Source organism: Natronolimnohabitans sp. A-GB9 (assembly GCF_030848565.1).
Taxonomy (GTDB): domain Archaea; phylum Halobacteriota; class Halobacteria; order Halobacteriales; family Natrialbaceae; genus Natronolimnohabitans.
The window spans coordinates 406631-419484 of record NZ_JAVDDV010000001.1 but is presented as its reverse complement, the minus strand read 5'-3'; the positions used below and the strand labels follow the sequence as shown (position 1 = coordinate 419484).

At 66.3% G+C, this 12854-nt stretch carries 14 protein-coding genes; 7 read left to right on the top strand and 7 right to left on the bottom strand.

Annotated elements, in window-relative coordinates; all coding sequences use genetic code 11:
* The first annotated feature begins 19 nt into the window (after positions 1-19).
* From RBH26_RS02075 to RBH26_RS02065, 3 genes are all read left to right on the top strand, one after another.
* Entirely contained in the window at positions 20-1354 is a 1335-nt protein-coding gene (locus RBH26_RS02075; RefSeq protein WP_306756221.1) for a DUF373 family protein, read from the top strand.
* Positions 1355-1403: 49 nt separating this feature from the next.
* Positions 1404-2129: a diphthine--ammonia ligase gene (locus RBH26_RS02070; protein ID WP_306756219.1), complete on the top strand. Its 726-nt coding sequence runs from the start codon at positions 1404-1406 to the stop codon at positions 2127-2129.
* 61 nt (positions 2130-2190) lie between these two features.
* Positions 2191-3681, top strand: a complete 1491-nt coding sequence (locus RBH26_RS02065; protein WP_306756217.1) for an FGGY-family carbohydrate kinase — start codon at positions 2191-2193, stop codon at positions 3679-3681.
* 46 nt (positions 3682-3727) lie between these two features.
* Here RBH26_RS02065 and RBH26_RS02060 read toward each other — a convergent pair whose 3' ends face one another.
* Positions 3728-4702 carry an NDP-sugar synthase gene (locus tag RBH26_RS02060; protein WP_306756216.1) on the bottom strand — a complete coding sequence of 325 codons (975 nt, stop codon included), beginning with the start codon at positions 4700-4702 and terminating at the stop codon, positions 3728-3730.
* A gap of 91 nt (positions 4703-4793) precedes the next feature.
* On the opposite strand from RBH26_RS02060, the gene RBH26_RS02055 reads away from it, so the two are divergent.
* Both RBH26_RS02055 and RBH26_RS02050 read left to right on the top strand, forming a co-directional pair.
* Entirely contained in the window at positions 4794-5093 is a 300-nt protein-coding gene (locus RBH26_RS02055) for a transcriptional regulator (RefSeq protein WP_306756215.1), read from the top strand.
* 194 nt (positions 5094-5287) lie between these two features.
* Positions 5288-5671: a hypothetical protein gene (locus tag RBH26_RS02050; RefSeq protein WP_306756214.1), complete on the top strand. Its 384-nt coding sequence runs from the start codon at positions 5288-5290 to the stop codon at positions 5669-5671.
* A gap of 97 nt (positions 5672-5768) precedes the next feature.
* On the opposite strand, the gene RBH26_RS02045 is transcribed toward RBH26_RS02050, so the two are convergent.
* The gene (locus RBH26_RS02045) at positions 5769-6194 is read right to left on the bottom strand and encodes a Rieske 2Fe-2S domain-containing protein (protein ID WP_306756213.1); all 426 of its coding nucleotides are present in this window, start codon (positions 6192-6194) and stop codon (positions 5769-5771) included.
* A 91-nt stretch (positions 6195-6285) separates the two neighbouring features.
* Here RBH26_RS02045 and RBH26_RS02040 point away from each other — a divergent pair, with 91 nt between their 5' ends.
* Positions 6286-7410, top strand: coding sequence for a saccharopine dehydrogenase NADP-binding domain-containing protein (locus tag RBH26_RS02040; protein ID WP_306756212.1), 1125 nt, complete (start codon positions 6286-6288; stop codon positions 7408-7410).
* Positions 7411-7429: 19 nt separating this feature from the next.
* Here RBH26_RS02040 and RBH26_RS02035 read toward each other — a convergent pair whose 3' ends face one another.
* The 5 genes from RBH26_RS02035 to RBH26_RS02015 form a co-directional block, all read right to left on the bottom strand.
* Entirely contained in the window at positions 7430-8338 is a 909-nt protein-coding gene (locus RBH26_RS02035; RefSeq protein ID WP_306756210.1) for an aminotransferase class IV, read from the bottom strand.
* The gene (locus RBH26_RS02030) at positions 8335-8985 is read right to left on the bottom strand and encodes an aminodeoxychorismate/anthranilate synthase component II (RefSeq protein ID WP_306756209.1); all 651 of its coding nucleotides are present in this window, start codon (positions 8983-8985) and stop codon (positions 8335-8337) included. The genes RBH26_RS02035 and RBH26_RS02030 overlap by 4 nt, the downstream gene beginning before the upstream one ends.
* A complete protein-coding gene (gene pabB / locus RBH26_RS02025; RefSeq protein ID WP_306756208.1) occupies positions 8978-10606 on the bottom strand; it encodes an aminodeoxychorismate synthase, component I in 1629 nt (542 codons plus the stop codon). The genes RBH26_RS02030 and pabB overlap by 8 nt, the downstream gene beginning before the upstream one ends.
* Positions 10607-10724: 118 nt before the next feature.
* Entirely contained in the window at positions 10725-11342 is a 618-nt protein-coding gene (locus RBH26_RS02020) for a helix-hairpin-helix domain-containing protein (protein ID WP_306756207.1), read from the bottom strand.
* A gap of 137 nt (positions 11343-11479) precedes the next feature.
* The gene (locus RBH26_RS02015; protein ID WP_306756316.1) at positions 11480-12286 is read right to left on the bottom strand and encodes a shikimate dehydrogenase; all 807 of its coding nucleotides are present in this window, start codon (positions 12284-12286) and stop codon (positions 11480-11482) included.
* 142 nt (positions 12287-12428) lie between these two features.
* Here RBH26_RS02015 and RBH26_RS02010 point away from each other — a divergent pair, with 142 nt between their 5' ends.
* Positions 12429-12845, top strand: a complete 417-nt coding sequence (locus RBH26_RS02010) for a universal stress protein (protein WP_306756206.1) — start codon at positions 12429-12431, stop codon at positions 12843-12845.
* Positions 12846-12854 lie beyond the last annotated feature (9 nt).

The following is a 12854-nucleotide window of genomic DNA, read 5'->3' as shown; positions in this document are numbered from 1 at the left end:
ACAGAATGGAACGGCTACCGTGACAACGCTGGTCGTCTGTCTCGACCGGACCGACGACGTCGGTCGTAAGACCGGCCTACGGTCACCTGTCGTCGGCTGGGAGGCCGTCCGCGCGCTGGTGACCGACGTCGGACTGGCGGACCCGGAGGACTCGGGGGTCAACTCCCTGCTCGAGACCTTGCGCGTCGCCCAGAACTTACGCGACGAGAACGAGGACGTCGTCGTCGCGGTCGTCTCGGGCGACCGGGAGTCGATGGTCTCGGCAGACCGATCGGTCGCCACCCAGGTCGACGAGCTGGTCGCCGAGTACGACCCTGACTCCGCGGTCGTCGTCATCGACAGCGCCGAGGACGAGCGGCTGGTGCCGATCGTCGAGAGCCGTGTCCGGGTCGATTCGGTCGACCGCGTCGTCGTCCGGCAGGCACGGGATATCGAGTCGACGTACTACCTATTAAAACAGTTTCTCGCCGACGAGGAGCTCCGTCAGACGGTCCTCGTTCCCATCGGACTGACGTTGCTGGTCTTTCCGATGCTTGCGACCCTCGTTGGGCCTGCGGAGGGCGCTGCAGCGATCACGACCGTCATCGGCGTCTTCCTCCTCTATAAGGGGTTCAACGTCGACGAGCTGCTGACGAGGCTGGCCCACCAGGTCCGGGAGTCGCTGTACTCCGGGCAGGTCTCGGTCGTCACATACGTCGTCGCCGCCGGACTGACACTCGTTGGTTTGTTCGTGGGCGCGCTCGGCGTCTCGAATCTGGACGGCCACTCGGGGATCGTCGTCCCGGCGTTACAGTTCGCCTTCGACAGCGCGCCGTGGCTCGCCGTGGCCGCGCTGACAGCGAGTGCCGGCCGGCTGCTCGACGAGGCGATCGGCGACGAACCGATCCGCAGCTCCTATCTCAACCTGCCGTTCATCGTCGTCGCAGTCGGCCTGGTCGTACGAGGGTTCTCGGCGTACCTCCTCGAGCAACAGGGCGTGATCGACTCGCTCGTCGTACCGGCCTACGAGTTCGGCGTGGTCTCGAACGAGAGTTTCGTGGTGACGGCGAGTGAACGACTCGCGATCTTCGTCGTGACCGCGATCGTCGTCAGTCTCGTCGGCGCCCGTATCGCGTCGTCGTTCAGCGCGTCCCGGTCCGACGACGCCGAAAATGGGGACGACGATTCGAAGCCGGAATCGGGACTGGAGACGGCCCCGGCGTCGGCATCCGAACTCACCGACGGCGGACCGCCGACGAAGCCGGATGGATCGGACCCTCGGTCGACGAACGAGTCCGGGACGCTACAGGACGACCATCCGAACCACTCCGAGCCACGTTCGGACGACGATACGGGCCCGAACGCAGACAAATAAGCGGACACGGACTCGGTATCCCTTTACTCCTCCGGGCGTATCCCTACCCATGAGCGACGCAGACGGCACGTGGGTCGGTCTCTTTTCGGGCGGCAAGGACTCTGCGTGGGCCGTATACCGGGCCCTCGAGGAAGGGCTCGACGTCTCCCATCTCGTCACCGTCCACCCGAGCGACGACTCGTATCTGTATCACGTCCCCGCGACGGAGCTCGCGGCGCTGGCGGCCGAAAGCATCGGGATCGAACTGGTCGACGTCGAACCCGCCGACTTCGAGGCCGAGTCGGTTCGCGACTCGAGCGTGCAGGGCGACGACGAACTCGAGCCCCTCGAGGCCGCCCTCGCGGACCTCGACGCCGATCTCGAGGACGGTATCGCCGGCGTCACGGCCGGCGCCGTCGAGAGCGAGTATCAGACGAACCGTATTCAGGGGATGTGCGACCGACTCGGCTGTGAGCTGTTCGCTCCCCTCTGGCAGGAAGACCCACGGGAGCTGGCCGACGCGATGCTCGAGGCCGGCTTCGAGATAACGATCATCCAGGTCGCCGCCTACGGCCTCGACGAGTCCTGGCTCGGCCGCACTCTCGACCGAGACGCGATCCGAGAACTCGAGGCGAAACACGAGGAGTACGGCGTCCACATCCTCGGCGAGGGCGGCGAGTTCGAGACGCTGGTCGTCGACGGGCCACACATGGATCGACGGATCGACCTCGAGTACGAGACCGAGTGGGACGGGACCCGTGGTCGGTTGCGAATTACGGACGCACGACTCGAGTAGCCGACCGTCGGCGGGTGTCGGAAGGGAGCGTTCAAGACGCTCTATACGCCTCTTCTTCCCGATGAGCGTTTTCCTCGGGATCGACGCGGGTACGCGAACCGTCAAGGCCGTCGCCTACGACAGGGACGGACAGCGAGTGGCGTCGGCGTCGGAGACGCAGTCGGTCCACACCCCGGACTCCGGCTGGGCCGAACAGGAGATGACCGCGGTGTGGTCGACCACCGCGGCGGCGATTCGGGGCGTCGTCGACGCCCTCGAGGAGGAGTTGTCGATCGAAGCCATCGGACTGACGGGCCAGGGCGACGGGTGCTGGCTGCTCGACGCCGACGGCCAGCCGGTCCGGAACGCGATCCTCTGGTCGGACAGCCGCGCCGCCGGGATCGTCGACGCGTGGGAGTGCGATGGCACGCTCGAGACGATCGTCGACACCTGTGGCTCGAGACCGTACCCCGGGATGAGTCTACCGCTGTTGCGATGGCTCGCCGAGAACGAACCGGACACGCTCGAGCGGGCGACGACGGCGTGTTCCTGTACGGGCTGGCTCGGCTACGCGCTGACGGGTGAGCGGTCGATCGACTACGCGGAAGCGACGGTTCCGTTCGTCGACCGCGAGACGACCGCGTTCGCCCCCGACGTTTTCGAAGCCGCTGGCGTCGCGGGACTCGAATCGCTGATTCCGCCGCTTCGTCGCCCGACAGACGTCGTCGGTGGCATAACGGAGTCGGCGGCCCGCGAGACGGGGCTGCCGGAAGGAACGCCCGTCGTAGCCGGCACGATCGACGTCGTCGCGTCGGCGATCGGCAGCGGTATGATTCGGCCGGGCGACAGTGCGGCCTCGATCGGCACCTCGCTGTTCACACAGGTAATCGGAACCGGACCGGGCGAGACCGAGACGAGTATCGGGATGGCCCTCGGCGTCGACGGTCGCTGGACGACCGCGATCGGCTCGAACTCGGGCACGCGAAGCCTCGAGTGGGTACAGACCGAACTCACCGACGGCGCGTCGTTCGAAACGCTCGAGGAGCGGGCGCGGTCGGTTCCGGCGGGAAGTGAGGGACTGTTGTACCTCCCGTACTTGAGTGACACCGGCGAGCGAGGGCCGTTTACCGATCCGACGGCTCGAGCGGGGTTTCTCGGACTCGCACCGACACACGGAAACGCCCATCTCGTTCGGGCAGTCTACGAAGGGCTCGCGCTCGCAGTTCGGGACTGCATCGAGCACCTACCCGTCGATCCGGATCGGATCGCGCTCGGTGGCGGCGGCTCCAGGTCGGCGTTTCTCTGTCAACTTGTCGCCGACTGTGTCGGCACCGAAATCGTCGTCCCGGCCGCCGACGAACCCGGAGCAAAGGGGGCAGCGACGCTGGCGGCGGTCGGACTGGACGTCTTTCCCGACCTCGAGACGGCGACCGACGAACTGGCGGGCGACCGAAGTCGGTACGAACCGAGGGCCGCGGCTGTGACGACCTACGACGAACTGTACGAGACGTACGTCGCCACACGAACGGAACTGGATCCCGTCTGGAACGCACTGGCCGCGTTTCGAACGTGAGCGCGTGATCGTGACGCCTCGTCGAACGCGAGCGGCGCCTCCGACGTTACTGGGGCGACCCGTTCGTGATCGTCGTGTGGGCGCCGATGAGCGCGCCCGCCAGATCCAGATCCTCGAGATGAGTACCCTCGTCGATGATCGATCGGCGAACGTCGGCGTTGCGAACCGTCGCCTCCGGGAAGATCACCGCGTGGTCGATCGCGGTGTTCTCGAGGGTGACCTCACCCATCACGTGGACGTTGTCGCCGATCGTCGCGTCCTCGAGGGTCGCCGAGTCGGCGACGAGTGAGTCGCCATCTAAGTGCCAGGCGACGGCGTCGAGATAGCTTTCGGGCGTGCCGATGTCGAACCAGGCACCCTCGAAGGTGTATGCGTAGGTCGACTCGCGGTTCTGGAGCCACTGGACGAACCAGCCGGGTTCGTCGGGGTTGTTCCCCTCCTCGAGGTAGGTCGGCAACAGCGACAGCGAATCCTGCGGGAACGCATAGCAGGCGATCGAGACGAGCGTGGAGTTGGGATCGTCGGGTTTCTCCTGGAAGTCGACGACGCGTTCGCCCTCGAGTTCGACGAGACCGTAGGACTTGGCCTTCTCCCGGGAGCCGACGTCGTAGGCGGCAAGCGTCGGCGCATCCTGGGATTCGAAGTAGTCCAGAAAGTCCGCGACGTCGAAGCTGATCAGGTTGTCCCCAGCGATCACCAGCAGATCGTCGTCGACGTTCTCGCGGTCGATCAGCTGGGCGAGCGCGCCGACGACGCCGAACTTGTCGTCCTCTTCGGTCGTCTCCTCGACGGACAGCTGTGGCTTTTCGAACTCGCTGTCGGCGAGGTGGGCCTCGAAGTCGGCGGCGAAGCGCTCGTTGGTGCTGACGTAGACCTCGTCGATCCGGTCGTCTGCCTCGAGTTCCGCGAAGATGCGATCGATGACGGTCGAGTCACCGATCGGGAGGAACATCTTGGGCCGATGTTTCGTGATCGGCCACATACGAGTCGCGTACCCGCCGGCAAGCACGACGGCTTTCATGGCCCGTTGTTCACCGTCGGCTGATAAGTGGTTTGTCCTTTCGGGGATTTTCGTCCGACAGTATAATACCCCGACGCCCGTTTCTCTCCGTATGCGCGAGGCCGACGAAACGACGCGACAGCGACTCGCCGACGCGCTCCGTACCGAACCCGCCACGCCGAGCGAACTCGCTGTGGAACTCGATCTGACCCCACAGGCAGTGCTTCGCCACGCCGAACACGTCTCCCGGTCGGTCGACAGTTCGGAGACGGACGAACAGTTACTTGTCGCACCACCGACGTGTCGGGACTGTGGATTCGACGACTTCGACGACCTCCTAAACCTCCCATCGCGTTGCCCTAACTGTAAAAGCGAGTCGATTACGGAGCCGACACTAACGATCGAGTCGTGATCAGTCGGATCGTATAACAGTCATATCAAGTGGGGTATCTGAAACGGATTCGATACTAATATTTACGGGCGTACCGAGAACCCGGTACGAACCCTCGAGCGAACGGGCGGTCGACCCCGCTTCGTCGACTGCTACCGTCTCTCGTCTCCTGAACGCGGGTTACCGTCCAGTTCGCGAGGTCTACAGAGATACGAATGACTGCTACGTCCCATTCCGAGTCCGACTGTGCCGACTTCGTGTTGGCGGTCCTCGAGCGACTCGACGACTGTGAGGCGTCGGCCGAGACGGTCGACGACGCGTTCGGATTGCTCGCCGACAAGCGACGACGGCTGTTGCTACAGGTCATGCGTACGTACGGCGAGGCGATGACGCTGCCCGATGCTGCCGAAGAGGTCGCCGTCCGCGAGACTGGACGGAAGGTAACGGAAATTTCCGCCGAGCGTGTACACGAAACCTATATCTCCCTCTACCACGACCACCTCCCGCGACTGGTCAACGCGGGGTTGCTCGAGTACGACCAGGAGCGAGACCTGGTCTCGCCGCGGGCGTTCCGAGAATCCGATACTCGAGAGGACTAGCGCGTTGCAAGCACTAGTGGCGGTCCACGCCTGCACTGCTGGGTGAACTCGATGGCTGTCCTCCGGTGTCATCCAGCAGTCGACGGGTGGAACGGTACTAGATTTTGACGTTCGAACTCGAGGTCAAATCGCCGTCGTCCTCGAGTGGGCCATCGCCGACGTACTCGTAGTCGTCGTCGGTCAGGTAGACGTCGCCGTCGTCGACGGTAACGTCGAGTTCGGTGAGATAGGCGCCCTCACAGGGGCCGAACGTACACTTCCCGGAGTCGGCGTCGAAGTATGCGCCGTGGTTGGCACAGACGAGTTCGCCGTCTCGCATCGGCGCACCCGATCCCTTGTCGATCTTGATGTGGGTCATGTGTTGGCAGTAGTTGAGCCAGCAGGCGACCGTCGTCTCGTCGCCGTCGGCGGTCGCGACGAGGATCGCCTCCTGTTCATCGTCCGACCCGTTTCGCACGCGAAAGAGCACCGTCGAGTCCGCCGGCACTGCCTCGAGTGCGGCGATTCGCTGGGACGCGTCCATCGGCACGCGGGTTACAGATCGGTCACAGTGAACGTTACGATCCGTCGACCGTCTGACGCGGATTTAACACCCCGAGACCCAAACGACGGCTATGGACTCCCTTCTCGTCTACGGCTCGTACGGCTACACCGGTCGACTGATCGCCCGCGAGATCGTCGCTCGAGGAGGGGCGCCGACCGTCGCCGGCCGGGACGAACGCGAGGTCGAACGGCAGGCCGACGAACTGGGTGTCGAAGGCCACGCCATTTCCCTCTCGGAGGACGTCGCCGCCTCTATCGGCGAGTACGACGCCGTCCTGAACTGTGCGGGCCCGTTCGTAAACACGGCCGAACCGCTCGTCGAGGCCTGTCTCGAGACGGGGACGGACTACCTCGACATCACCGGCGAGTTCCAGGTGTTCGAACGACTCCGACAGCGCGACGACGCGGCTCGAGACGCCGGAATCACGCTGTTGCCGGGCGTCGGGTTCGACGTCGTTCCCACGGACTGTCTGGCGGCGTTTCTTCACGACCAGTTGCCGTCGGCGACCGACCTCTCGCTTGCGATCGACGCGAGCGGATCCCTCTCGCGGGGAACGGCCCGGACGCTCGTCGAACACCTCGGCGACGACGGCGTCGTCAGACGGAACGGGCGACTCATCAGCGTGCCGCCAGGGTTTCGGACCCGCGAGATCGACTTCGGCGACGGCCCTGAACACGCCGTCACGATCCCGTGGGGTGACGTGGTCACTGCCGCCCACAGTACGGGAATCGATTCGATCGAAGTGTACGCAGCCGCGCCGTCGTGGGCGACGTCTGCGATGGGCGCCGCCGACTCGCTGGAGTGGCTACTCGAGCGGAAACCGGTCGAAGACGTTCTGAAGCGGCTGGTCGACGCCCGAATCGACGGCCCCGACGAGCGAGAGTTAGCAACTGGTCGAGCGACGGTCTGGGGCGAGGTCGTCGACGAGTCGACCGATCGGCGCGCCCGCGCTCGACTCCGGACGCCAAACCCCTACGCGCTGACGGTCGCAGCCGCAGTCGACGCCGCTGAGCGTGTGATCGATGGCCAGAATCGGGGCCGTGACCGTGTTCCGGACGGGTTCCAGACGCCGTCGACTGCGTTCGGTGCCGACTTCGTCCTCGAGTGTAGCGACACGAAACGGGAGTTGCTCGAGGGGCCGTTCGAGGGCGGCGCCCTCGAACTGTCGGTGCGTGGCTCCGACGTCGACGGCTGAGACGGGCTGCTGTACCGTTCTACCGGTAACAGGCCCGCTCGACACGTTCGTCGTACAGCTGGGTGAGTCGCTTCGTTACCGGTCCGGCGCCGATCTCGGTGCCGTCGAGCGTCTCGATCGGCCGGACTTCCCAGGTTCGGTTCGTGAGAAACGCTTCGTCGGCATCAGTGACGTCCGCGGGTTCGTACCGCCCCTCTCGAACCGGAATGTCGTCCGCTCTCGCCGACTCGAGGACGAACGCCCGTGTGATCCCTGGCAGGACGGGACCGTCGGTCGTCGGGGTGTGGAGGACGCCGTCGCGGACGAAAAACAGGTTGCTCGTCGCGCCCTCGGCGACGTGGCCCTCGAGGTCGCACATGAGTGCCTCGTCGGCCGCGGGTTCGCCCTCACCCTCGTTCTCGCCGTCGCCGACAGCACGGAGCTCCATCCGTGCCAGGATCCCGTTGAGGTAGTTGTGTGTCTTCGCCGCGGCGGGGATCGCGTCGTCGGGTATCCGTCGTGTCTCGACTGTTCGAACGGTTGCGTGCTCGTCCCAGACGGAGTCGCCCTCGAGGCCGCCACGCGGAAGCGGTTTGACGTAGATCACGACTGTCGGATCGACCTCGGACTGGGGCGTGAGTTTGCCCGGCTGAACGCCGCGGGTGATCGAGAGTCGGACGTAGGCGTCCTCGAGGTCGTTCGCCGCGAGGGTCTCGTCGATCCGCGCCCGGAGGTCGGCGGCCGCGAGGCCGTGCTCGAGGGCGAGCGCCTCGCAGGTGGCCGCAAGCCGTTCGACGTGGGCGTCCCACCCGAAGATCGTCCCGCCGTAGACCCGAAGCGTCTCGAAGGCACCGTCGCCGTACCGAAAGCCCCGATCGTCGACGCTGACCGTCGCTTCCTCGGCGGGGACGAGCTCGCCGTCGACGTGGTAGTAGCGGTCGTCAGTCATCGCGTGTCTGCGGCGAGCCGACAGAAGTTCGCGATGGTTCGCTTGCCGACCCGAAGCGAGATGCCGTCGTCGCCCGCCGCGTCGTCGTGGCCCCGCGTCAGGATGCTCTCGGGGTGGAACTGGACGCCGAAGTGGGGGTTCTCGCGGTGGCGAACCGCCATCAGGACGCCGCGTTCGTCCGTCGTTCGGGCCGTCTCGACTAACGACTCGGGGAGGTCCGCGCGGTCGACCGCAAGCGAGTGATACCGCCCGACCTGGAACGTCTCGGGGAGGTCGGCGAAGAGGCCCTCACCGTCGTGGCTCACCGTCGACGGCTTCCCGTGGACGACCTCCTCGGCGTGGACGACCGGCGCTCCGTGTGCCGCACACAGCGCCTGGTGGCCCAGACAGACGCCGAGAATCGGATACTCGGTCTCGGAAAACAGCGGAATCGAGATCCCCGCCTCCTGGGGCGTCCCTGGCCCCGGCGAGACGACGATCCCGGTCGGATCGAGGTCGCGGACGTCCTCGAGGTCGATCTCGTCGTTTCGCCGGACCACGACCTCGTCGGCGACTTCGCCGACGTACTGGACGAGATTGTACGCGAAAGAGTCGTAGTTGTCGACGACGAGGATCCGGCCCTCGCCGACTGCGGGCGTCTCACGCATCGTCACCACCCCCGTCGCGGCCGTCGAGAGGGGCTGCGTCGCTCGACTCCGAATCGGCGGTCGTCTCGAGGGCCATTCCAGCCCGTTCGCCAAGCGCCTCGTCGACGGCCGTAATCAGTGCGCGGGCCTTGTCCAACGTTTCGTCGTACTCCAGATAGGGCTCGGAGTCGTGGACGATGCCCGCACCGACGCGGAGATGGTACCCGTCGCCGTAGCAGACGAGCGTTCGGATAACGATGTTGAGCGTCGCGCGGCCGTCGAAGCCGAAGATGCCGACGCTGCCGGTGTAGGGCCCTCGTCGCGTCGCCTCGAGTTCGTCGATGATCTCCATCGTCCGGGGTTTCGGCGCGCCCGTGATCGTCCCCCCTGGGAACACTGCCGCGACGGCGTCGGAAAGCGTCGCGTCGTCGCGCAGCCGGCCGGTCACGTTCGAGACGAGGTGCATCACCTCTGAGTAGCGGTCGATCCGCCGGTACTCGTCGACCGTCACGGAGCCGTACGCACAGACCTTCCCGAGATCGTTGCGTTCTAGGTCGACCAGCATGGCGTGTTCGGCGCGTTCTTTCTCGTCTGAGAGGAGGTCCGCCTCGAGTCGCTCGTCCGCCTCACGGGTCTCCCCGCGCGGTCGCGTCCCCGCGATGGGCTCCGTTCGGACGGCATCTCCCTCGCGCTCGAGTAACAGTTCGGGACTGGCACTCACCAGATCGGCCGCACGCAACTCGAGCAGCCCCGAGTACGGCGCCGGATTGACCCGCCGCAGGGCGTCGTAGGCCGCGACGGGGTGGACCGCCGCGGGGGCGACCAGCCGCTGGGAGATGTTCGCCTGAAAGGTGTCGCCGTCGCGGACGTACTCCTTGACCCGATCGACGCGGTCGGCAAAGGCCTCGCGGCCGCAGTCGCTCTCGAAGTCGGCCTCGTCGGCCTCGACCGGTGGGTCGCCGATCGATGGATCGCCATCGAGGGACGCCCGCGCGAGCTCGAGGGCCCGATCACGCCCGCGTTCGTAGGCGGCCACGATCGCGTCGTCCGTGATCCCGTCGTCTCCTCCTGCTTCGAGTCGCGGACAGGCGGTCACCCGAAGCGTGACGCCGTCGTCGTCGATCGGCTCCTCCCAGGCCGCCAGACGGTCGTAGACGCCGACCTCGAGTCGCGGCAGGCCGCGATCGTCGACGGCCGATTCCGGGAGCGCTTCGAGTTCCCGGGCGACGTCGTAGGAGAGCCAGCCGATCGCGCCACAGGGGTAGGGAACGTCACAGTCGGCCCGAACCAGCGTCTCGCCGGCAAGCAGCCCCTCGAGTGCCTCGAGCGTCGGTGAGCCCGACGCCGTTTGTGAGACCGCATCCGGACTGACCGTCAACCGATCGACGGGGTCGACGCCGAAGTAGCCCCAACCGGGCTGGCCGCCGGTCGTCTCGAGATAGACGTTGCCGGTCGACTCCGGGAGTCGTGCACGCCGATACGCCGAAAACGGATCGTCGACCGTGACGCGAACTTCGACGGGGAGTCGGCTTTCGGCCGGCGTCCCGCCGCGGTCACCGTCACGTGAGTCGTCCGCCTCGAGGTGCTCGCGGACGGCAGCGCGAAACGCCTCGAGGGTGGTGATGACACGCGGATCGCTCATACCGTCCGAAGGAAGCGAAGCACCTAATCGTTTTGTGATCCCGAGAACGGAGAACTGACGGAAACGGCCTCGAGAGAACGGAACGTCGCTGGGGGAGTCGAGGATCGGGAAGAACGGACTATCGGACGTTGGCGCGGTCGATCCAGCCCTGGATGCGCTTCTCGGAGATATCGGTCTGTTCGGCGAGGTCGGCCGCGTCCGAAGCGGCGAGTTCGCCGACGGTCTCGACGTCGGCGCCGGCCAGACGGTCGGCGTAGGCCGGGCCGATCCCCTTGATCGAGTCGACCGGCTCCTGGCTGGCTTCGTCACCAACGTCCGGCGCAGCCGCCGCGGACGCGTCGGGTTCTTTGTCGGCTTCCGGCGACGCGTCCTCGGTACTGGGGCCGGTCGCCTCCGCCGGTTCGGCCGCTTCCTCGGGACCGTCGCTCGGCTGGGTCATCGAGTCCGTCGACGCCGCTGCGGTCGTCTCCGCAGCAGCCGACTCGTCGGCCTCGGCGTCGGTCTCCGGTTCGGCCGCTTCCTCGGGACCGTCGCTCGGCTGGGTCATCGAGTCCGTCGAGGCCGACGCGGTCGCGTCGGCGGCCGCCGATTCGTCCGTCTCGGTCGGGCCGGCATCGGCGTCGTCCTCCCGCGATCCTTCCCGCTCGACCGTGACGCCGACCTCTCGACTGCGCCCTCGCTCTGGGTCCGACTCCCCGAACCCGAGCAGCGACTTCAGCTTTTGGAGGATTGCCATTAACTCGATATAGTCGGCTCCAACACTTAAATTCGCCTGATACTTAAACAACAGCTATCCAGCAGCCGACAGTATATCCGCCCAACCGAAATGCCGTCTGGCGATTGGATGTACACTGGACCAGTGAAGTCGACCGTCTAAAGGCGAGATCGCAGCGCCTGGTTCATCGCGTCGACCGGTGCGTCCCGACCGGTCCACAGCTCGAACGCCTCGACACCCTGGTAGAGCAACATCCACGCGCCGTCGACCGTCGTCGCGCCGGCGTCGGCCGCATCGCGAAGCAGCCGCGTCTCGAGCGGGCTGTAGACCGCATCGAGGACGGCCAGATCGCCGTGAAGCGTCTCGGCGGGGACCGGCGTCTCGTCGTCGTCCATCCCGACGCTGGTGGCGTTGACGAGGACGTCGGCCTCGGAGAGCAGTTCCGCGAGCGTCTCCTCGGCGAGGTCGTGTCCCGTCGCGTCCGGGACCTCCGCGGCGAGGTCGTGGGCCTTCGAGGCGGTCCGGTTGGCGATCGCGACCGACGCGCCCGCGTCCGCGAGGCCGAAGGCGATCGCCCGACCGGCGCCGCCGGCGCCGACGACGACCGCGCGTGCGCCCTCGATCGTCACGTCGTGGTCTCGCAGCGCGCGCAGGGCGCCGACGGCGTCCGTGTTGTGGCCCGTCACCCGCTCGCCCGTAAAGTCGATCGTGTTGACCGCGCCGATCCGGCTCGCAAGTTCGTCCGCCTCGACACAGTCGAGGACGTCCTGTTTGAACGGGATCGTCACGTTCAGCCCCGTCACGCCAAGCGCTGCGGCGCCGTCGATCGCGTCCGCGATGGCGTCGGGTTCGGGCTCGAACGTGACGTACCGCGCCTCGAGGTCGAGTTCGTCGTAGGCCGCTTCGTGCATCGGCGGCGACAGCGAGTGGCCGACGGGGTTGCCGACCAGTCCGAAGACGTCCATAGCCATACCGGACAGTCGGCCGGGCGGGACTATAATCGGTGTGGCTTCGAACGGCATCGTTACAGCAGTTCGTACGAAGCGCCGACCGTCACGGACTGGGAATTCCGCCCGGGCTTATACTCGTGGCCATCGAAGAGAGCGTATGGACGTCCTCGTTCCAGTCAACGACTCGGAGCCGGCTCGAGCGGCGGTCGAACACGCTCTCGAGGAGTATCCGGATGCATCGATCACGCTGTTACACGTCATCGACCCGAACCTGTCGACCTACGGTGAGGGCGGCGTCTACGCCTACGAATCGCTGATCGAGAGCCGCAAGGAAGGAGCCGAAGAACTACTCGAGGAACTCGGCGAACTCGCGTCGGATCACGACGGGACGCTCACCGGAGAGATCGTCGTCGGACAGCCCGGTCGGGAGGTCGTCGAGTTCGCGGAGGAAGGCGGACACGACCACATCATCATCGGGAGCCACGGCCGCTCCGGCGCGAGTCGGGTCCTGCTCGGCAGCGTCGCCGAAAGCGTCGCCCGGCGGGCTTCGGTCCCCGTCACGATCGTTCGGTAGAACTCGAGT

What these genes read in the sequence shown, in the direction of transcription:
- RBH26_RS02070 (WP_306756219.1), top strand. Translation starts at nt 1,404, where the DNA reads ATGAGCGACGCAGACGGCACGTGGGTCGGTCTCTTTTCGGGCGGCAAG.
- RBH26_RS02065 (WP_306756217.1), top strand. Translation starts at nt 2,191, where the DNA reads ATGAGCGTTTTCCTCGGGATCGACGCGGGTACGCGAACCGTCAAGGCC.
- RBH26_RS02060 (WP_306756216.1), bottom strand. Translation starts at nt 4,702, where the DNA reads ATGAAAGCCGTCGTGCTTGCCGGCGGGTACGCGACTCGTATGTGGCCG.
- RBH26_RS02055 (WP_306756215.1), top strand. Translation starts at nt 4,794, where the DNA reads ATGCGCGAGGCCGACGAAACGACGCGACAGCGACTCGCCGACGCGCTC.
- RBH26_RS02050 (WP_306756214.1), top strand. Translation starts at nt 5,288, where the DNA reads ATGACTGCTACGTCCCATTCCGAGTCCGACTGTGCCGACTTCGTGTTG.
- RBH26_RS02045 (WP_306756213.1), bottom strand. Translation starts at nt 6,194, where the DNA reads ATGGACGCGTCCCAGCGAATCGCCGCACTCGAGGCAGTGCCGGCGGAC.
- RBH26_RS02040 (WP_306756212.1), top strand. Translation starts at nt 6,286, where the DNA reads ATGGACTCCCTTCTCGTCTACGGCTCGTACGGCTACACCGGTCGACTG.
- RBH26_RS02035 (WP_306756210.1), bottom strand. Translation starts at nt 8,338, where the DNA reads ATGACTGACGACCGCTACTACCACGTCGACGGCGAGCTCGTCCCCGCC.
- RBH26_RS02030 (WP_306756209.1), bottom strand. Translation starts at nt 8,985, where the DNA reads ATGCGTGAGACGCCCGCAGTCGGCGAGGGCCGGATCCTCGTCGTCGAC.
- pabB (WP_306756208.1), bottom strand. Translation starts at nt 10,606, where the DNA reads ATGAGCGATCCGCGTGTCATCACCACCCTCGAGGCGTTTCGCGCTGCC.
- RBH26_RS02020 (WP_306756207.1), bottom strand. Translation starts at nt 11,342, where the DNA reads ATGGCAATCCTCCAAAAGCTGAAGTCGCTGCTCGGGTTCGGGGAGTCG.
- RBH26_RS02015 (WP_306756316.1), bottom strand. Translation starts at nt 12,286, where the DNA reads ATGGACGTCTTCGGACTGGTCGGCAACCCCGTCGGCCACTCGCTGTCG.
- RBH26_RS02010 (WP_306756206.1), top strand. Translation starts at nt 12,429, where the DNA reads ATGGACGTCCTCGTTCCAGTCAACGACTCGGAGCCGGCTCGAGCGGCG.